The sequence below is a fragment of the Cupriavidus sp. 01L43 genome (assembly GCF_056399925.1).
In genome coordinates this window covers 337,243-356,996 of record NZ_JBFTSH010000003.1, presented here as the reverse complement: position 1 = coordinate 356,996, position 19,754 = coordinate 337,243, and the positions used below count along the sequence as shown (strand labels likewise).

At 55.1% G+C, this 19,754-nt stretch carries 19 protein-coding genes; 12 read left to right on the top strand and 7 right to left on the bottom strand.

The window, feature by feature from the left end:
- Positions 1-9 precede the first annotated feature (9 nt).
- The 4 genes from queC to dbpB (AC1DP9_RS08570) are packed head-to-tail and all read right to left on the bottom strand — an operon-like array spanning position 10 to position 4,212.
- Positions 10-714: a 7-cyano-7-deazaguanine synthase QueC gene (gene queC / locus AC1DP9_RS08585; protein WP_477107063.1), complete on the bottom strand. Its 705-nt coding sequence runs from the start codon at positions 712-714 to the stop codon at positions 10-12.
- 11 nt (positions 715-725) lie between these two features.
- Positions 726-1,796 (bottom strand): DGQHR domain-containing protein DpdB, encoded by a 1,071-nt coding sequence (gene dbpB / locus AC1DP9_RS08580; RefSeq protein ID WP_477107062.1) that lies wholly within the window; start codon positions 1,794-1,796, stop codon positions 726-728.
- Positions 1,793-3,088 (bottom strand): tRNA-guanine transglycosylase DpdA, encoded by a 1,296-nt coding sequence (gene dpdA, locus AC1DP9_RS08575; protein WP_477107061.1) that lies wholly within the window; start codon positions 3,086-3,088, stop codon positions 1,793-1,795. The genes dbpB (AC1DP9_RS08580) and dpdA overlap by 4 nt, the downstream gene beginning before the upstream one ends.
- Entirely contained in the window at positions 3,085-4,212 is a 1,128-nt protein-coding gene (gene dbpB / locus AC1DP9_RS08570; protein ID WP_477107060.1) for a DGQHR domain-containing protein DpdB, read from the bottom strand. Before dbpB (AC1DP9_RS08570) ends, dpdA begins: the two co-directional genes overlap by 4 nt.
- Positions 4,213-5,583: 1,371 nt before the next feature.
- On the opposite strand from dbpB (AC1DP9_RS08570), the gene AC1DP9_RS08565 reads away from it, so the two are divergent.
- The 9 genes from AC1DP9_RS08565 (at position 5,584) to AC1DP9_RS08525 (ending at position 15,345) form a co-directional block, all read left to right on the top strand.
- Positions 5,584-5,997: a helix-turn-helix transcriptional regulator gene (locus tag AC1DP9_RS08565; protein ID WP_477107059.1), complete on the top strand. Its 414-nt coding sequence runs from the start codon at positions 5,584-5,586 to the stop codon at positions 5,995-5,997.
- 482 nt (positions 5,998-6,479) lie between these two features.
- Positions 6,480-7,139, top strand: coding sequence for a Tn7 transposase TnsA N-terminal domain-containing protein (locus tag AC1DP9_RS08560; protein WP_477107058.1), 660 nt, complete (start codon positions 6,480-6,482; stop codon positions 7,137-7,139).
- Entirely contained in the window at positions 7,120-9,063 is a 1,944-nt protein-coding gene (locus AC1DP9_RS08555; protein WP_477107057.1) for a transposase family protein, read from the top strand. The genes AC1DP9_RS08560 and AC1DP9_RS08555 overlap by 20 nt, the downstream gene beginning before the upstream one ends.
- 15 nt (positions 9,064-9,078) lie before the next feature.
- Positions 9,079-10,002: a TniB family NTP-binding protein gene (locus AC1DP9_RS08550; RefSeq protein ID WP_477107056.1), complete on the top strand. Its 924-nt coding sequence runs from the start codon at positions 9,079-9,081 to the stop codon at positions 10,000-10,002.
- Between the two features lie 5 nt (positions 10,003-10,007).
- The gene (locus AC1DP9_RS08545; RefSeq protein ID WP_477107055.1) at positions 10,008-11,078 is read left to right on the top strand and encodes a TniQ family protein; all 1,071 of its coding nucleotides are present in this window, start codon (positions 10,008-10,010) and stop codon (positions 11,076-11,078) included.
- The gene (locus AC1DP9_RS08540) at positions 11,066-12,913 is read left to right on the top strand and encodes a TniQ family protein (RefSeq protein WP_477107054.1); all 1,848 of its coding nucleotides are present in this window, start codon (positions 11,066-11,068) and stop codon (positions 12,911-12,913) included. The genes AC1DP9_RS08545 and AC1DP9_RS08540 overlap by 13 nt, the downstream gene beginning before the upstream one ends.
- 670 nt (positions 12,914-13,583) lie before the next feature.
- Entirely contained in the window at positions 13,584-14,105 is a 522-nt protein-coding gene (locus AC1DP9_RS08535) for an HAD domain-containing protein (RefSeq protein ID WP_477107053.1), read from the top strand.
- A gap of 391 nt (positions 14,106-14,496) precedes the next feature.
- The gene (locus tag AC1DP9_RS08530) at positions 14,497-14,838 is read left to right on the top strand and encodes a hypothetical protein (protein WP_477107052.1); all 342 of its coding nucleotides are present in this window, start codon (positions 14,497-14,499) and stop codon (positions 14,836-14,838) included.
- 9 nt (positions 14,839-14,847) lie between these two features.
- On the top strand, positions 14,848-15,345 hold the full coding sequence (locus AC1DP9_RS08525) for a 3'-5' exonuclease family protein (protein WP_477107051.1): 498 nt from the start codon (positions 14,848-14,850) through the stop codon (positions 15,343-15,345).
- A gap of 27 nt (positions 15,346-15,372) precedes the next feature.
- Here AC1DP9_RS08525 and AC1DP9_RS08520 read toward each other — a convergent pair whose 3' ends face one another.
- Complete coding sequence (locus AC1DP9_RS08520; RefSeq protein WP_477107050.1) at positions 15,373-15,762, bottom strand: hypothetical protein; 390 nt, start codon at positions 15,760-15,762, stop codon at positions 15,373-15,375.
- A 129-nt stretch (positions 15,763-15,891) separates the two neighbouring features.
- Between AC1DP9_RS08520 and AC1DP9_RS08515 the strand changes: the two genes are divergently transcribed.
- From AC1DP9_RS08515 to AC1DP9_RS08505, 3 genes are read left to right on the top strand one after another with little or no spacing between them, the layout of a single operon-like run.
- A complete protein-coding gene (locus AC1DP9_RS08515; RefSeq protein ID WP_477107049.1) occupies positions 15,892-16,374 on the top strand; it encodes a restriction endonuclease PLD domain-containing protein in 483 nt (160 codons plus the stop codon).
- Between the two features lie 26 nt (positions 16,375-16,400).
- Entirely contained in the window at positions 16,401-16,715 is a 315-nt protein-coding gene (locus AC1DP9_RS08510) for a cyclic-phosphate processing receiver domain-containing protein (protein ID WP_477107048.1), read from the top strand.
- A gap of 37 nt (positions 16,716-16,752) precedes the next feature.
- A complete protein-coding gene (locus AC1DP9_RS08505; RefSeq protein ID WP_477107047.1) occupies positions 16,753-18,024 on the top strand; it encodes a hypothetical protein in 1,272 nt (423 codons plus the stop codon).
- Between the two features lie 364 nt (positions 18,025-18,388).
- On the opposite strand, the gene AC1DP9_RS08500 is transcribed toward AC1DP9_RS08505, so the two are convergent.
- A complete protein-coding gene (locus AC1DP9_RS08500; RefSeq protein ID WP_477107046.1) occupies positions 18,389-19,393 on the bottom strand; it encodes a hypothetical protein in 1,005 nt (334 codons plus the stop codon).
- Between the two features lie 68 nt (positions 19,394-19,461).
- Positions 19,462-19,659, bottom strand: a complete 198-nt coding sequence (locus AC1DP9_RS08495; RefSeq protein WP_477107045.1) for a hypothetical protein — start codon at positions 19,657-19,659, stop codon at positions 19,462-19,464.
- Positions 19,660-19,754 lie beyond the last annotated feature (95 nt).

Sequence of the window (19,754 nt, the reverse complement as noted above, 5' to 3'; positions counted from 1 at the left end):
CGCGCCGCATTATCGCGAGGCTGTCCGAAGGTATTCTTCGAATCCCTTACCTCGTAGTTCACACGCTGGGCAGATCCCACACCCATATCCCCAGGTGTGTGCTGTTGCGTGGTCGCCTACATAGCAGGTGTGGGCATCGTACCGAATAAGGTCAACGAACTGAGGGCCTCCCAGTTTCGCCGCCAAGCCCCATGTCTCTGCCTTGGTAAGCCACATAAGCGGTGTCTCAATGAGCAGCGGCCAATCCATACCAAGGCTGAGCGTAACCTGGAGAGACTTCAGCGTGTTTTCACGGCAGTCGGGATAGCCGGAATAGTCCGTCTCGCACATCCCGCCCACCAATACAGGTAGATTCCGTCGATAGGCGAGTGTTGCTGCGAAATTGAAGAAGATCAGATTTCGCCCGGGAACAAAGGTGTTAGGCAGACCGGAGGCGTTGAACTCGATCTGCTTTTCGCTCGTTAGGGCGGTGTCACTTACCGCCCCAAGAACGCTTAGATCGAGCATATGGTCATCACCAAGTTTCCCCGACCAATTCGGAAACGCAGATCTGATTTTTCGGAGGATCGTCTTCCGACATTCCAACTCGACGCGGTGTCGCTGGCCATAGTCGAAGCCGATTGTCTCGACATGCTCATACCGCTGAAGCGCCCAAGCGAGGCACGTCGTCGAGTCTTGACCGCCCGAAAAGAGTACAAGTGCGCGTTTATGCATGATGTCACCCATTAGGCAATACGACGAGGCTTGCGAAGAAGGCGCTTCATCGTACGAGTCAGGTAGTTCGCCAGAAGATCGATGTCCGACGGTGTGTTTTGGATACCGTTCCATGGCCGCACGTCATTCTGCGACAACTCCCAAGTACCGCTGGTCCAAGCCGTAAAGGGCTTTAGCAGTCGGAGCCCTGGAATGAACTCATCTTTGAGCCTGGCGCCTTCTGTTGCGTACAGCAGTTCCATAACGAAACCCATCGCGACAATGCCTGCGCCGTGACGCAGTCGCGAGGTTCGAGGCACCATCCCGACCCATTCTGGCCCGAAAACGTCAACTACGGCCTTGAAGAACTCGTCAATCAATGAGACGGATAACTCTTCGAAATCATCCTCCTTGATGAAGTCTCGGATGGCGCCATCGGAAGTCGAGTTCATCACCAACTTCTGCATGGCAGTGTCACTAATCACACCTCTGGGATTTGTGTGTTGACGAATCTCACCATACAACGATGACCCAGCCTGATAGTTCAGGCGGTCGACCACTCGGGCGGCGAACTTTCGCGATGTGAAGCGCTCTGGGAGCCCTTCGACATTGGGTAGAAGTTCGTAGATAAGTGTCTTTGGCAGTGGGCGCGTGTTGTTAATGAGGACGAACTGTTGACGAAGTTCGTTGTAGTCCTTGCACACGAGTGCCGAAACAAATACCTGAAAGCCGGCCTTCTTAATTCCTGAAAGGGCGGTGAGCCGTTGCTGACCATCGACCACGAAACCAGGTTTGCTCTTCTTCGCATTGATCTCAACACTTACGATGCCACCGCCCAGATCCTTGACGCGTACACCATCGATGAAGGCGACAATGACAGCATTTGGCAGCAGAGCATCATCCCGGTTAAGGTAATCGCGAATTTCCTTAATGTGCGAGGCGACCTGATGTCGCTGAAATCCCTTTAGGTGGCCGTCTTCGGTACGGCCGATTCGTTCGATTTCAGAAAATGCGAGGACTTGCTCGGGCGTCGCCGCAAAGGAAAAAACGTCATGCCCCTTAGCTTGTTGTGCCCGAATGGCCTTGAATCGGAATACGCTCACCGGCACTCCTCCAGAATGTTCTGTACGTGTTTGTGATAGACGCCGAGGTTGTGAAATCCACGTCGCTTGTTTCGATTGCTAGCTCTGAAGATGATCACTTCGACGCCGACTTCACGGCAAATGGGGCACCCGCATTGCTTCCAGGGCTTCGCCTCAAGCGTCCGTGCCATCAACTCTCGCTGCTTCCTCAGTTCGCGCTCGCGTTGTTCCTCGGAGGCTGGTTCACCTTGGGTCAGAAAGCGCTGGTAGTCAGTAAGCGCGTCCAGAGCGGTAGAGAGCGGCATCCGTCGTTTGTCAAAGGCTCGAATAGCTTCCAGAGCGAGTTGCTCGCGTCGCACCAGATCCTCAGCACTGAAGATCCCACGTTTGATACCTTGGACGAGCCTAGAATTTTCGATGGCCTGCGGGATGCGAATTGCGGCGAAGTATTCCAGCGTGCCATCACCATTGGGACTGTAATAGTTCGCCTTGGCATCTTTGAACGCCCGAATGAGGGGGGAGGTTGAGTCAAAGCTCGTAACCCCATAGCCCGTAAATTCGTGGATCTTGTCAGCCTTTGCAAATCCGAGAAGGTGAATGTCGGTCTCGGGCTTTATGGCCTTTCGAATTGCCTGTAGCACCTTGTGAATGACGTCAACCCTCAAGGGAACTAGGCCTCCAACGGCTAAGTAGCGGTAGCCCATCTCTTCGAGTTTCACCGCTGCTGCGGCCATACTCTCGGGAGACCAACCTTGGATCGGTCCCAGGGGCTCGAACGGCCACTCTTCCTTCTCGGTCAGCCTAATGAACTCTTCGGCATTCGAAAGAGTTATGTCGTAGCGGTCCTGAACGTCCTGAGATTGTTCACTACGGGGCGGGTTGCTCGTGTCACAAGCAAAAATAATGTGATCGGGTGCACAGCCATGCGTAAATCCAGCATCTGTGTAGAATTCAACCACTTCGGCTGGCGAGTACGCGGGCTTAGGGTGCTCGACGTACGCGAATGCGCCGCAGTCCCCCATAAGCATTTTGTCCTTATGCTTAGGACCACCAAAGCGCAGGAATTTGCGTGCCCCATCGCGAAGCATGCGTTGTTCCTCTGCAGTGGAGTATCTGACTTTGGATGTGGCGACGCCGTCGGCTTGCCGAATCGCGCTCATTGACACAAGTAAGCCATCGTATGGCGCAGGCTCCATCAACTCGTGCGCGTAGCAATCATCCCAATAGCGCTTTCGACCGGGCGCATTGCGGTCTAGCAGGAAGTCATACATTGGATCGACGTAATCCTGCGTGTCAGAATACAAAAACTTCATCTTTTAACTTGCGTTGCGTAGGTACGCACTAGCGCATCCTGTAATTTCTTAATGTCTCGTGGGGTGTTTTGAATCTCGTTCCAACCTACCCCCAGAGATTCCCAGTGGCCTTCCGTCCAAGCGCAATGGGGTGCGATCAACTCGAGTTCACTGAGAATCGTCTTGTAGTCTTCGCCGATCCCCGACAGCTTCGCGTATATCCGGTCCATCAGGACCCCCATCGCTTCGATCCCGGCGGAGTGCATCAACCGACTCTGACGCGGGTCTCGTCCCCATGCATCCGGAAATACGTCGCGCACTGCTAACCAGAAGTTTGAAAGGACCTTGTACATCGCTTCCACGTCTGCTGGCTCATGGACTCGCGCCTTATAGGTCGCCAATGCGCCTAAAGGATTGTTGAGGCTATTGCGAATCATCGTAATGACCGCTGTATCTGTGACGACCGCATCAGAGGCGGGGCGATCCGTCATCCGCTTGATGAGTCGGTAAAACGGGGAGCTGGGGTTGCGGTTCAGGAGGTTGCACAGTTCTGACGGTATGCGGCGCGCGTTCAATTCGCGCGGCAGCAGAATTCCGGACGTTTCGGGTAGCAACTCGTTGATCAACCGAGTTGGCAAAGGCTTCGCCTTGTTGACGAGGATAAATTGTTCGCGTTGTGTCTCAATGCTATCGGACACGAAGCCAATCACGGGCACGGGGATCGAAGAATTCTTCGCTTGGGCGAGCGCAAGCGAGCGTTGTTGGCCGTCGACAACCCAGGCGACTCGCGCCCCTTCCTCGAAGATTGGTATGGTGAGCGTTCCGGCCTGCGATATCCCCAGATCGCCTGTCGGCTTAGACCCGCGGGCTGCGACGAACCGTACATCTGGAGACATGGCTAAGATAATCGCATTCGGAAAGAGGACGTTGCCTTGATTGAGGTAATCAACGATGCCTTTCACATGGCTACGTATCTCTGGACGCTGGAAGCCCTTTAGCGCGTCCTTGGGGTCGCGTTCAATCCGGCTAATGTCTGCTAGCTTCGTTACGTCCCCGCCACCAATGAAAAACGCGTACACGTCCACGCCACCGCCCTGAGTGGTGTGAAGTGCTCGAACGACAATCTCTTTATTTTTTGTAGTCACTGCGATATCGCCTCACGAACTTATCTCTTGGCGCAATTCACCCCAGATGCGGCGAAACCGTCCTTGCTCGCAAGCTACCTGAGCCTGGTCCCGAAGGAATCTCAGCAAGCGGGTGGAACTTCCGTTGTTCTCGCTCCAATGAGCCCGGAGTAGTTGGCCGATTTCCTCATCGTTCAACTTGGTTCGAAGAGGCGTGCGCGGGGCCTTCAATCCGAACATGGAGCGCTCCACTGCAACGACGCTGTCAGCGAGCGACAAATTGTTGCCGTTCAATCTCTCGACGAAGTGACGTAGAGCTCGCTGAGGAAAATCGGTTCGAGTGCCCGACAAATCTGTTGCTTCCAGTCGATCGTCATACGGCATGACGCAATACTGCAGGTGCTCAGGGACTGCTTTGCGGCCCTTCTCGGATGTGAAAATCCGAAGTTTCTCCGCGCTCCGCGAGGGGCAATGCTGGAGGTCCGCAGAGATCATCTCTAGGTAGCCACTCGGTAGCGCAAGAAAAACTGCCCGAGTGCGGGCATCAGAAACGGCTCGCGCAATCGCCGGTCCCCCATTCAGTTCCATCCACCAGTCTGCCGGCGTTGAGCCGCACTGTGTAAGCAACGGCAAGATGGAAGTCGGCCCCGGAGAGACGGTTAAGTCGTAACAAGGCACCAATGCATCGGCATGCGTGAGTCCCAGGCCGGCTGACACGAAACCCATCGTAGCCCCGAGGAGGCCGGCCGCCTCGCGTGCGTCTACAACGGATCGGCCAACGTAGAGTTCGGTTGCTGGCATTCGATCCCCTAGACGAGACAGTTCCTTCTTCCACAGGCGTGCAAGGTTTGCCAGCGTACCCCTCTCGACGGGTGCGCCTCGATACCAATGGGCGGGGCGCTCATCCCTGGCGCGTCCGCGTTTCCGGTTGGTGCAGTTTGTGAGTAGGAGTACGTCCATCGGAGCCGAAGGCGGAAACGAATGGTGCAGTTATTGGGAGCAACTGCATTCTACATGGCACAGTTATTTGCCTCAATTCGATCTCCGAGTCAGCAGTAAATTCTTGAGGGGGTTCCTGAAATGGCGCTGCGCCAGTTCGTGATGCATCGGTCCCTCGATGCGGCTTGCGACCCTCAAAAGTGCCTTAGAGTGCATTCTGGTATCGCAGACGCCGACGCTTCCTCAAGGAGCGAGAGGCGAGAGAACCTGTGCAGTCTCCTGTGAAGACAAAAGTCTGAGGCGAAATCGGTCAGAAAAAAGAAAAGAGGTCATTCTCCGATGCAAAATTAACGTTATTTTTCGTATAAGTCGTTGATTTTTAAGGATTTGTTGCGTTCTGGCATCGGTGCCGGTATCTTGGCAGCTTAGTGACCTCCTTTAGACGACTCGGGTATGACCGCGCTCGGCGAATTCATTCGACAGCATCGATTGGCAGCTGACCTCACGCAGGCCGAACTCGCGCGTCGTGTCGGGGTCGATTCAACTTATCTTGGGGCCATCGAGACAGGGAAGAAGCGACCCAAGGGAGAGGCTTTACTGGACGGGATTGCAGAGTCACTGTCTCTGAATCGGGAGGGGAGGCGAGAGCTTGAGCTTGCCGCCAGATTGTCTCAACGCACTCTTCGGCTTCCGGAAGAGCTTACTCGCGTGCAGCACGGGATTGTGCAGGCGTTAGTGCGTGAGCTGCCGCAACTTGATGAAGCGGATACCAATTCGCTGCAAAGCCTCTTGGACGTGTTCTTTGGCGTTCGGGACCGACACCACACCATTCGGCCATCGCCATCAGACGGAGGAGCAAGCATGTAAAGAAAAAGCGCCACAGACCATGGGCCCGTAGCGCTCTGGGTCGGAGCCTCATTAGAGAGACACCGGGTCAGCACCACAAGTCTCCAACGTCCCACGCGTAGCGTCAAGCCCTTTTCATTGCCAGCCGTCCGCGGAGGGTTTCGTGTCGCCAAAATTTGGTCGACATGAAGCCTTCGCGCGGTAGCGCTCGCCCGTTTCCCGACAGCCAAAGGTAGTCGGGTTGGTGCCATGCACCCTGGAAAAAGGACATTTGATGTCGAGCAACCGTTGCTTTAAGACGCAGTTTCCCCAACAGAACTCAACGCCAGAACCAGCTCGGCCACGCGATCGATGGTTCCCCTGTAAAGAAGGGTTCAGTAGTGGCATCCGCTGCAGGCTCCCAGGATTGTTGCAATGCGGAGTAGCCCACGCTTGTGCCGAGGCTGGGACTACGCACGCGTGCTCCGGGATGCTGGATTCGCATCAGATGCGTGCGGGCAAAAATGAATACGCGAAGGGAGAGTTGCATGCCCGTACGTAAAGTCATTACTCGGCGGTCGAACCATTTCAGAACATACATTCCATCAATCAAAAACGGTCGCCCTACGCCTTGCGAATCAATGCTCGAGGGAATGTTTGCGCGCTTCTGTGAAGTGTCGCCCCTGGTGCGCGGCTATGAGGCTCAGCCGGAACGTGTGACGCTGGACTTCGGGGATCACACGGAGCGCTACGTCCCTGACATGCGTGTACGGCTTACCAACGGTAGTGACGTCTGGGTCGAAGTCAAGCCGATGGTTCGTCTTAGGTCTTCCAGAGTCGCGAAGCGGATGGCAGTAGCGAGGGCTCAATTTGCAGCCATGGGACGGGATTTTCGCGTTGTTACCGATGTGGTGCTAACCATGGAGCCGCGAGCCGCAAACATTTTCGAATTGATGTACCACAGGCGCGAGCCACTCAGATTCGTAGACGCGAGCCAACTGCAAAGTTCCCTGACGAACGCCCGACCTGAAACAGTGGGAGATCTGTCTTCGCTGGTGGGAGACCTCGAGGCGTGGAGGCTAATGGGCCTTGGGATTGTCGGCGTCGATCTGGAGTTGCCAATCCTCAGCAACTCATCAATCTACCTCCGGGGAGGGCATCGACATGCAGACATTCTCGCTTAGAGTCCGCCTGTGCGTGCTTCTGCGTGGAAAACGATTGGTCCTGGTGAACAGATTGATGGACCATAGGCTCGCATTCAAAGACGACTTCGGAGAGCCGGTCGTTCTGACAGAAGCCGAATTCTATCGGGCCTACGAGAAGAAGGAGCTTACGATAGACGTCGACCAGCCCTATCTCGATACTGTCCCCCTCACGAGAAACGCTCCCCCCGATTTGTGCTGCTTCGCTGAGAAGCACTCCGCTGAAGCGTTGCGCAGGCGAGCCTATCTTGACGCGTTAATCGGAGTTGACGCGTCTAAGCTCTCCGGCGACTCGGAATTGAGGAGGCAAATCGCGGACGTCGCCCGCGCCATTCATGACGAAGCACGTCCGAGCCCGTCCACCGTGAGACGCTGGGCCAAGCGTTACGGATTGACTAGATGCGTAGTGCGCTTAGTTCCCAAGCACAGCCAGAAAGGACGACTGTCTGCAATTCGAGGGGAACTCGAAGACATTCTGGCGCCCTGCCTTGAAGAGGCTTACCTGCTGCCTGAAAGGCCAACTGTCACGCACCTCTATGAAGAATTCAGGGGGCGAGTCCGGGATATCAATGCGCGCCGGCTGCTGACGAGCCAGTTGAATCTGCCCTCAATAGCAACGATAAGGCGCTACATCGCGAAGTTGAATCCATTCGAAGTCGACAAACTGCGCGAAGGCGAGTTTGCCGCTAAGAGGAAGCATCGGAACGCAATCGGGAAGCTCGAAATCGGAAAGATTCTCAATCGGTGGGAAATCGACCACACGCTGCTAGACGTTCATGTGGTAGACCCGGACACCGGTGAGGTAATCGGTCGCCCATACCTGACGGTAATCATAGATCGCCATAGCCGGATGGTCATGGCCTTCCTGCTGCATCTCTCAGCRCCAAACACGGAGAGCGTGCTTCGAGCCATTGAACGCGCCATTCGTCCAAAGCAAGTCTGGCTGGAGAGGTTTCCAAAGGTGCAGAACGAATGGCGAGCAAGAGGCCTTCCGCTTTACCTCCTGCCGGACAACGCTGCGGAGTTCCACGCCTACGATCTGATTCTCGCATTCAATGAACTGGGAATTGAAGTCCTGTTCCCGCGCTCGCGTGGTCCGGAGAAAAAGGGTGGTGTGGAGCGCTTCTTTCGGACTCTGGCTGTGGACCTCATCCATCGGTTACCGGGAACGACGTTCTCCAACGTGGACGAGCGTGGCGACTACCCATCCGAGGAGCGCGCATGCATCACGCTCGCGAAACTGGAAGAAATGCTCACCCTTTGGATCGTCGATCGGTATCTCCAGCGTCCTCATCGCGGATTAGACGGTCGCACGCCTGCCCAAGTGTGGAGGGATGGCGAATCCGTTCGTTTGCCGCGGCTTCCCCTTGATCTCGACTCTCTCGAGTGCATCCTCGCGCATCGTGTCAACGTCAAACTGCATCACTACGGCGTGGAGGTCGATAGCCAACAGTATCACTGCGAGGATCTCATTGAGTTGCGACATCGTCTCGGCGAATGCGCGAAAGTCGACGTGCGATTCCGCGACGACCTCGGGCACGTATGGGTACGCGACCCCTTACGTAACGTCTACTTCGTGGTGCCAAATAAGGACAAGCGCATGCATGGTCTCAGTCGCGATGTGTATCGGGTTGCTCGCTCACGTGCCAAAAAGGAGTCCGATATCAACGCCCGAGCAAATGCACAGTTGGTTTTGGAAACGTACAGAAAAATCACTGCAGAGGCAACGGCCGCGATGGATTCCAACAAGCTTCGTAAGCGCAGGTACGCCGCACAGTCCAGGTTGGACAAGGAGGGGAATACGAGGGCAGTACCTGCCGTTCAGCCCGACATTGCGGATCCTCAGCAAGTCCCCGATCTCGATATCGAACCTGCCGTTCTCCAGATCCGTCCGCGGGCATTCTGAACCTTCCCGACACATATGAGCGACTTTCACTTTTCCCTCCGCCGTCAATTCATCGAAACACAGCAGGTGAAGCAAGTCTTTCAACGTATCGGCGATGTGCATCAGGAGATGTTGCGGTCCGGAACGAGCAAAGGACTCACGATTCTCGGCGTCAGCGGGTCGGGCAAGACGACCGCCGTCCGTCAATGCCTGGCATCGTCATTTCCGGATAGCCAGATCCCCGGCAAGCTCTGCCGAACGCTTCAGATTGCCACGCCTTCGACACCGACAAAAAAGAATCTAGCTAGCGCCGTGCTAACGGGCTTAAACGATCCGTTCGCTGATGCGCGTAGCCATACTGAAGACGTGAAGACTAAACGAATAATTAAACTAATCGCGAACTTGCAAACGGAGGTCGTCGTGTTCGACGAAGCCCAACACATCACCGATTGCACGAGGAGCACCACCTATGAGGCCGCCGACTGGATCAAGGAAATAATGAACGCCTGCAATATTGTTGTTGTGCTTGCGGGACTTGAGAGGACTCGGCAACTTCTCTGGACCAATGAGCAACTGCGCCGGCGATTCTCTGCAGTGGTCCGTCTCAAAGGGTACGACCTCTACGTTCGGAAAGAGGCCGAGCAGTTTGTAGCGCTTCTCGGCGCGCTGCGTTCCTTCCTTCCGGTGGCCTCTGTGGACTTCCTGACGAAAGAGATGATTCAGCGCTTCCATTTTGCGAGCAATGGCCTAATTGACTATCTGATCAAGGTGATCGATCGCGCCGCATGGCAGGTCCTAATTGGGCGCTCTAAGGGGATTGACAGTACGGTTCTTTCACAAGCCTTCCACGACGAAGTGTGGGCAGAGGCACCGCCCGAACGCAATCCCTTCGACCCGGCGTTCAATTTCAAACCGCTTAGTGGCGCACGTGAACCGTTCGAGGCATTCGATGGACAGTAGAGCGAGTGCAGTACACATGTTACTCGAGCCAGAGCATCGGGCGTTTCCTATACCAAGGGGTGAGTCCTTCTATCGCCCCTCCAACTTTCCGTCGCAACTCACCAGTTCTACCGAGTAGTGTCGAACCGTATCCAGAGGAGAACTTCGAGAGCTATCTATTCCGTGTCGCCGAGCGCAACGCAGTACCCACAATAGCCGAGGTCATGCAGGCACTTCATCTTCCTTTGCGAAGAACGTACGCCCCAAACGAACATGAAGAGATATGTTTTCGTCTCGACTACCGACTGCGTGACCTTGTGCCAAAAGAGCCTGTTCCCAGCCAACACAAGGCGAAGTTTGCTGGCCAATGGATTCGCGTCAAACATCTGATGCCGTTCGCTACCCGCCTATGTCCTCAATGTCTCGCGGAAGATGGCTATGGTCGAATTGGCTGGAAACTTCTCCCGGTGCCGGTCTGCGATCGACACGGGACCTACCTTTTGGATAGCTGCTCTTGTTCCCCGGGGCGGGCGATCGGCATACGAAGGCCTTGCTACGCGGAATGTGAGTGCGGGACGGATTTTAGGTCAATCGTTACACGCAGCGCGAGTGCAGAAGCTCGTTCCCTTGCTAGGCTCGTCGCCCAGCGTTTACTCGATGAACCGGCGGGCGAATCTGAGCATACCCTTCACGGCCTCGCGTCGATCGCCCGCGAAATTAGTATCTCGGAGCTATTGGACATTGTTGTGGTGCTCGGTGGTATGGATGCGAAGACTGGGAAGCTAGGGCCCCGGCACAGTTCCCTACCGAGCGGACTGCAACAGAATATCGATCAATTCGAGCGCGCAGCTCAGATCTTGGCGAACTGGCCGGACAGCCTGCTTCCCTCTATTCGCGTTTTGATGGCGCCGACAGCGTCGGGAGAATTGTCCTGGTCCGATCCGTCAGATCGTCACGCTGTAACGCGTCGATACTTGGAACCAATGCTGTTTCAGTGGATTGCTGACGCTCAGGCGAGAGTCCTCCAAGACAACCTCCGCCGGATGCTGATGTCCTTGAGTGCGGACCTAGTCAGAGGGGAAACATGTTCCCACTAGCGGTTCGTTTCGACCCAATGCCAGATGAGGGGTTAGTCGGCTATCTGTCGCGGCTCGAGGGCGCAAATGCACTCGGATCTGGAGAGTTGATCCGGCGATTTCGTTCGATGCCGGAGGTGGAACTGTCGAGCATCTATGCGGCCAAGAAGCACTCATCGGCTTGGACGTACGAAGTCGATGAAATCCGGCGACCTTCAACCAGGCCAACACGAGTATGGATCCATCGGATCTGGAAGTATTGCCCCCTTTGTCTGAGACGGTCCGCCTATTGGCGCAATCACTGGAGCCTCACCCTTGTGGCTTGCTGTCCATCACATAACACCAGACTGAATGATCATTGTTCAACATGCGAACAGCGGATCACCAGGCAAGCGCTACTCGACTTTCGATGCGCGGAATGTGGCCAGCCGCTAGCGGACGGTATCGCGGTCACGACACAGTCGCGGGGGGCTCTGTGGCTAGCAGTCGAACTGGCAACTCGGCTTAATGCTACTCAGCGCGATCGCACGGAGGAGGTTCAAGCGCTAGGGTTGATCGAGTTGCACGAATTGGCTCTGCGACTTGGCGTCCGAGCTAACCCCACGCAACATTTCAAGCCATTGAAGGTGCGGGATGCCGGCCTAGTTGAGACAACTCTGCCGATCGCGAGAGAGGCGGGGGAGATACTGATGACGTGGCCCGTAGGCATGAAGAAGCTGGTTGGTCGCTTGTGCGGCCAGGCTCCCCAAGAAAGTCGATGGCGGATGCAGAAAGCCGTCGGCCCCTTGTATCGCGACATCTATCGACATCTCAAGGGCACTAGCTTCAATTTCGTGAGGACGGCATTTGAGGCATATGTTCGGGAAGAGTGGCGGGCACCGCTCGCGCGTCGCAATCGGAATCTGCCGCATTCGCTCGTCCAACGACACTGCTGGCTTAGCGTAAGGCAGGCTGCGTCACGGTTCAACCTCCCGCCGTCACTGCTATTTCGCCTCGTCGACAGTGGAGAACTACGTGCGCTTGAAGTTAAGCACAAGAGTGGGAGAGTTAGCCGATCGGTTGACCTCAATGAGATAGCCGCGGCACGAAATACGTTGCGATCGGCGCTATCGCTACGACAGGCGTCCGAGACTTTAGGCCTAGGTCTCGAACGAGTGCGCCAACTCCTCAATGTTGGACTGTTGCAAACGCTCGCTGGACGGCCGAAACCGGGAGAGAGATGGTGGATCGATCGACATCGGTTGCCCGTCCCAAAAAAAGGCCAGAGACGACGGCAGAAGCGGGCCGATTCTGATTCGGTCACGGTAGCGGACATCGCGAAGTATACGGTTGCCGATGCGGACACATTTGTCGCCTTAGTCGGTGCAATCTGCTTCGGTTCACTGTCGGCCGGCACTGGCGCGGATCCAGTGCGGATTGGAGAGTGGCGTTTGGATAGAGAGGAAGTAGCCGCTTGGACGCTTGAGAGGCGCAAGACCGAAGGTGTCAGTCTGGTTGAGGCCGCTACCCAATTGGGCGTGAAGCAGGAGGTCGTGTATGCGTTGTCCCGGGCAAAAATCCTTACGACGAACGTCGTTCGAATTGGACGGCGCAAGGCGCAAACGGTCTCGACTAGTTCGTTGTCAGTTTTCCGCGATCGATTTGTGTTTGGCACTGAACTGGCTCGGCTTGCGGGGACGAGCCCGAAGCTCCTGGCACAGCGGTTGTTAGCCATTGGCATTCACGCTGTCGCAGGGCCAGGGGTCCGAAACAGCCAGTGCCGACAGTATGTTTGGGAGCGAAGTCAGCAGACGTTGAACGCAGCGATAAGTAGCTTCGTTGGAAGCACCCAAGAGCGAAGAGACCTGGAGAGATAAACACAAACGTTGCGGTGCTTATCGCATCTCCGCCAAACCAACATGGCGGCTGGCGCCGCCGGGATATGAATTTCGAGGGAGTGCCATGTCTGAAAGATTTGTTCCATCCACGCTCGACGGATTTAAGCGAAAGGTCAAACATCTCCGTTCACTTATCGGGAAAAATGCGCTTAAGGCAAGTCGCTCCTACGAGATAGCCGCGCGCGTATGCGGTTATCGGAATTGGTATGAATTGAACCGGTTACTCAAGACGCCGACGTCGCAGTTGACAATCTGGGATGAGGATTTGGATCACTCGGAACTAAAGCGGCGACATGAGACTCAGGTGCTAATCCTCATGGAAGAGGCTGGGGTAGCGAGGTCCGAGGCAGAGAGGATCCTCGATATCATTCGAATCTCTTCAAGAGAGGGGCGCGAAGTGGCGACTCCTGAGGCGGATGCCGCCGTCAGCGCGCGGGTAGATGCCTTGATGGTCCAGCGCGTCGAACCGAAGCCCCAGTCAGTGCCTTCAATCAGCTATCGGAAACGGCGCGCCTTAGTGACTAAAGCGGTTCCATAGATAGCACGGAGATTTGACGATGGGATACCAAGGCCTCGACCTGCCAGAAGTGTGCCCAGTTACTACCGTGAGCTGTTTCACTGGAAAACCTCTCGGGATATGGCTTGAACTATGATCATTTTTCTGGACTACGACGGTGTCCTCCATCCTGACGAAGCGTATTTGATTAAGGGTCGTCCGGTGCTGCGAGCCGAAGGGAAGCTATTCATGTGGATGCCCATACTCGAAAGCATTTTGATGCCTTATCCAAATGTGAGCATCGTCCTTGCCACCTCTTGGGTGCGTGTTTTAGGGTTTAATCGCGCCCGGGACTATTTATCTCCCACGCTGCGCGCGCGAACCGTGGGCGCAACATGGCACTCGTCGATGCGACGCCACATCCAGGGCTTCCCCGCCGTTGATGACAGTTGGTTTGTGGCCCTGCCGCGGTATGAACAGATTGCAAGATACATATCTAGAGCTGGGGCGCGCGTTTCGCCGAACTGGATAGCGATTGACGATGATGACCATGGCTGGCCTGAAGTTCTCGGGAACCGGCTGATTGCGACCGACAGCGATCTCGGCCTCTCGTGCCCGACCACACAGGAAGCGCTCCGATCGAGAATAGATGAGCTATATGGACAGGACGTGTAATGGCTTCAGACATGGACATTCGGTTTAGAACGCCACTCCCTGTAGTCGCAGAGTCCAATGTGGTGCTTGTTGCCTGGGAACTCATGCAGGTGCGGGTCGGCGGTGTGCACTTCGTTGGCCGCCGTCTCGACAATGGCATTTGGCGTGTGAGTTCAACTGTGGAGAGCTTCGATGCCAGCCGAGCGGTCGGCGTTACACGCTCGGGACGCTGGTATGCCCTTCAGGGCAAGCGCGGATTTGATGGGCACGGTGCGATTGCGTGGATGGCATGGTGTAAGGCCAACGACGTAACGGCGCCGGTAAGGGTGCAAGCGCATCGTCGCACTGCGATATGTTGTGAGCTACAAGAATTCTGCGAGTATGGGGATATTGACGTTCTAGGGGATTTACCATGCTGAGAGTAAAAATTGAGCTGGTGCCGAACGGCGATGAGTCGGCGAGTCGCCTTCTCGGTGAAGTCACGATTGAAAACAATGGATCAGGCTCCATACACACGGGAAACTACCTCGTCGTGATGAACGAACATGATGAGCGGATCTCGGGTCGAAAGACCTCTTATAGAACTACAGCTGTTATTGAGGGCATGGAGCGCGACATCGTACGTCCGATGCAGATCGTGGGAGCGGCCCTCAGCCTCCTTGCGCCCGTAAAACGAAGCATCAGTGATACGACTGTATCTGTGGGCAGAATACTTGCCCAAGGCGAAGTGGATCCTAACGTGGACATCTCGTAGGAGACCGCTATGCGCCTTTTCGTTGATTGCGAGTTCACCGACTTCATCTGCCAAGAATTGATCAGCATGGGCATCGTCGACCAGAATGGCGAAGAGTTCTACGCCGAGATGCGCGACATCGACGAGTCGGCGTGCAGTTCCTTCGTCCGTGAGATCGTACTTCCCAAGTTGTCCAGACTTCCGGAATGCACCTACACCCCCGATAGTCTTCGCGTCGCGTTACTTGCGTGGCTCGCACATACAAGCGGGGATGCCGAACAGCTCGTTTGCGTTGACAACGTCGTGGATTGGGATCTATTGATCGGCGTGCTCATCGACGTGCCCGCCGGATGGAAAGGAGTTCTCGTAGGCCGCCTCGTCAACGAGGCCGTCCGACGGGCCTATTTTCAAGGAAGTGGCGGGCGCCATCACGCGCTGGATGATGCCAGGGCCTTGAGGGCAGCAACCCCCAACGACCTTACAGGGGCCCTTTCGGTGGCGGAGGTTAAGCCTTCCCGCATGTTTTGACCGTTCGTGGTTCGAAGGCCTGCTGTGCTATCGGCGTTGGAGCATCAGCGTGTCGGCGTCGACGATCTCCATCGATAACTGATCTCCTTCCTTCCAGTTAAGGGATTCGACGAGCTCTGCAGACAATGTAATCATGAGATCTCCGCTCCCGTCCGTGGCGGCAAGAGCGATAACCCGATCAGAAGCCTCATCTTCCTGGCGCACCAAGTACCTCAGCAGAATGGTGCGTAAAGTCGCATCATCATCCGGCGGTGTAAGCCACGTTGCGCAATTGTCGTCGGAATACTCCGCCCAGGCCGAAACTACCTCCTCTTCGGTCTTCTGGGGTTCCGTGTCATTCAGGCACCTGACCATACGATCAACCGCGTTGCCGTGCTGCTCCAAGAGGTATTGGCGTTCTGTAGGATGGAGTTTCATGTCTGCAGAGCCTCCTTGGTCGGACTATCATCGCGGCATCCCTGAAGAGTAGACGAGTTTCTGCAGAATGGGGTGCTAACCTCATGTCGTTTCAGGAATCGACCAGGGCGGTCGCGGGATTTCAAACATATGGCTACGACAAAACTGATCTTCAATGTTCCAGGCAGCAAAAGGAACCACCGTGCGGTAATCGTGGACCTCATCCGCTCCTCAAAGAAGATCGTAATATCTTCAGGCTGGATGAAGCTCGACGGGCTCGACCACCTGATGCCCGCAATTGACCACGCCCTCAGCCTCAATGCGGCGTGCATCGTGATCTACAGCAACGAGGAGCATACGCCGGACAGCGTGACATCGGCGTTGAGCGGGAAAGATGTTAAACACGTAGTTGTACCGACAGATCGCTTCTATCTACACTCGAAGATCTACTATTTCGAGCGAGATCATCGATATACAGCAATAATCGGTTCCGCCAACATTACCCATGGTGGTCTGACAAAAAATGAAGAACTATCGGTAAGACTGGACGGTGCGATAGGCGACGAAGAGCACTGTGAGCTTGTACGATATCTTGATCACCTATCGTCGCGGGCGCCGAGCCGTAATAAATAGCGCCGTTACAGAACCCTCGGAGGCTTATGCTGGAACCTTATAGGCTTTTCATTGATGACCTGAGGGATGCGCCGGATAGCGCATGGACGGTGGTACGTACGTCACCCGATGCGATAGCAGTGATTCGAGATCGCGGATGTCCGATGACGATCTCATTCGATCATGACTTGGGCGGCGACGATACCGCCATGGTGGTTGTGAAGCGGCTTATCGAACTGGATATGGATGCCGATGGCAGCTTCATTCCACGCGATTTCACTTTCCATGTTCACAGCGCGAACCCGGTTGGCGGCGAGAATATCAGGGCGCTGCTAGCGCAGTACTTGGCGATGCGCAAATAGAAGTCGTCCCGATGGCCCGCGAATCCAGAGGTGAGTCATGAAGCGCAGCGAGCTATACACGAAAGTGTGGGCGACGCCGATCGTCCGATTGGCGAAAGAGCTGGGAATATCCGATGTCGGACTTGCGAAGGCGTGTCGACGACATGCGATACCTGTACCTCCACGAGGCTACTGGGCGAAGCTAAGCGCTGGGAAGAATCCGACAAAAATTCCGCTACCTGCGCCTGAGTTGGATGTTTTTGTTCGATTTGCAGCAAGCGACCCAGACGAGCAAGCTAGGCAGCGCGCCATGGCTCAGCACCGGGCCAACTTGCTTACGGCGCGGGTAGCCGAGGCTGCCAATGCAATGCCCGTCGAGTTCGCAATGACTCTTGAAGGTGCGCATCCTCTTGTGAGGACTACCCACAAATACTGCGAGCGCATTCCCAAGTTAATCGAGCGGTCGCAGCGTCGTAGCTACAGTTGGGCGACGGCCAAACCTGAAGATCATCCTCCGCCCGAACAACATGGCAGATACAGCTTGTCCCGCAAGGGATGTCTTAACATTGTCGCCTCGCTGGAATCGATGGACTGGATCCTTCGGCTCCATGCCACCCTGTTTCGGGGGCTTCTGAACGGCGGAATGAAGATCGCACAGCGAGAAGTGCAAAGCGATCGCTCGTCCGGCAGAACGGAGGATCCAGCAATTGAGTTGCGCTTTGACGAGGAGGTGCTAACGCTCAAATTTTCTGAAGGGTACCGTCGCGTTCGACTCACACCCGCGGAACTTGAGGAAAAGCGGAAGGAGGCGGCCTGGGCCAGGGAGTTCGAGATGCGCCCGTCCGGCATCTTCACATTGAGTATTGAGGGCACCGAGTATCAAGCGCGCAAGTCCTGGCAGGGAAGCAAAGAGAAACTGGAAGCGCAAGTCAACGAAGTCATCCAAACAGCCTTTCATCTGGTTGGGTCGCTGCCACAACTCAGATCCGAGCGTAAGGATCGCGAGGCCAACGCTCGCAGAGAAGAAGAGCTTCGAGCACAAGAGCGCAGGCGCCGAGAGGCGAGGGATGATCAGTTGAAGCAGGCGTTTGCCATCATGGAGATGGATGCTCGGGTACAGCATTTGCACGCGTTCTTAGATCGACTGGAAAAGAGTTGCCGTGATTTCTCTCCGCCATATGACGAGCGGGCAAAGGTGTGGATCGATGTCATAAAAAGCGAACTGTCTGTCCGCAATCCAGTCGATGAGATGCTGCAGAAAAGTCTGAGTGTTTCTACGTGGGCCACTTGGCCGCCGGCGTGGTGGCCGGAAAACTTTCGATCTTCGTAGATTGGGCCGAAAGAATATATTGTCGTCCTTTCGAAGAAGTCCGCTTACTGCGAGCCGATCGCTGAGACTGTCCGGCCAGGGATAGGCGTCGGCGGCTCAAGGGCGCATCTCTGCCACCACTAGCCACTCACGACGCCCCGCGGCCCCCTCTCAGGTGGGGGGCGGACAGTTTGCGTTACCAAGATATCGTACCGTTCGCTTGATACCTGATGGCGCAACACTAGACTGGGGCAATCCGTGAGTACGGCAAAAGGAAAAAAGGTAGGAAAAGGTAGCGCTGGGGGGCGGTCGTTCCCGTACGGCAGCGAGTTCGACCGCCTTCGTCCCTGTTTCCACGGGCAGAGTATTTTGCCTTGATGCCGCCTTAGACTATTATTCCCGGGATGGGAGAAATAATAGCATCCGGCGTCATATTTGCGCCTTCGACATCAACAGGTACATTCTGTGCGTTATTGAGCAAAAGATGCGGTTGGGCCAACGGTTTTAATGCCTCAATGACGTCAACTACGTTAAACTCTCGCCGAGTAACAAGTTCATTTGCCACCTGACGCTGAAACGGTGATGGAAGAAAAACTTCCTTTGGCATATATGCATCGGCATCCATGAATTGCTTAGCTATGCCCCACGATATATAGAAGGCTTCCATAAATGAGGCATCGTAAGGAACCGGGCAGACAACGAGATTTTTTGCTTGATCGATCCGAATGTTGTCAGATCTCCCTTGAGTTGACGGAACGATGCCAAGCCTCAATCCAGGCGCACCTTCCAGCGCAGCAGGATTTATTTTTACCGTAGTGCCAACCCACCTATCGGAATCGCGACAACCGACAAACAAATCCGCTTTCCATAAGCCCTTGATTGTACTGGGAAGCGACTCCCGAAAAGTAGATGATCGAAAAGCGCGGGCGATATCAGACAAATACTGCTTCAGCTTTGGTGGTTGTGCTTGAGCACCCGTCAAAATCCGCGACTCGTCAGTTAGAGCTCCACCAGCCGTATCAATGAGTTGCAGGGAACCATTTTTTTCTGCACCAAAAAGGATAGAGTCTATCTCGACGCCGGGGACCTTACAGTATTTGGTGAGTGCATCGTAGATACGCTCTGTAATATTCGGATGCCGCCTCCGGAGTGCATCATGAACAGCGTATTCGAAGCAAATGCCAACATCGCCATCTCCCTCCCGCCTTAAGCGAGGAAGCATCTTTAATTTCACATTGTTATATCCACCAACCTCTGCAACCACATCTTGCTTAAGCGAATAGAGCAACCCATGCAATATTGGCCGAATTATCGCAATATGTGCAGAATAAATATCTGCAACAGGATTCTGCTGGGTTTCTTGCAATATGGTTACGGCAGCATTGTTCATGGTAGATTGTTAGGTAATTTTACCGGGATTGCACTTTTAGACTTTTGGGATAGACACCAGTCGACATGTTAATCTGGGATTAACGAGGCGATTTCATGCTGCGAAGTATATCCCCACATTGTCGTGGTTGCGACGTTATTGAGGGCTAAGGGGGCTCCCTTAATAACCTGACGATAGTCATCGAGCTTCAAGACCCCTGCCAACCGTTCTGGCGCGAGATCGTCGGAGTAAAAATAAAGCCCGGCATAGGTTCTGACAATCGTCATGTGTTTGCCTGGGAGCTCTTCCCATTGCTAACCTCGTGCCAGCCTAACAAAGCTTGTGAAGAAGAACATCACTCCAACGAGGGGCGAGTGTCAGA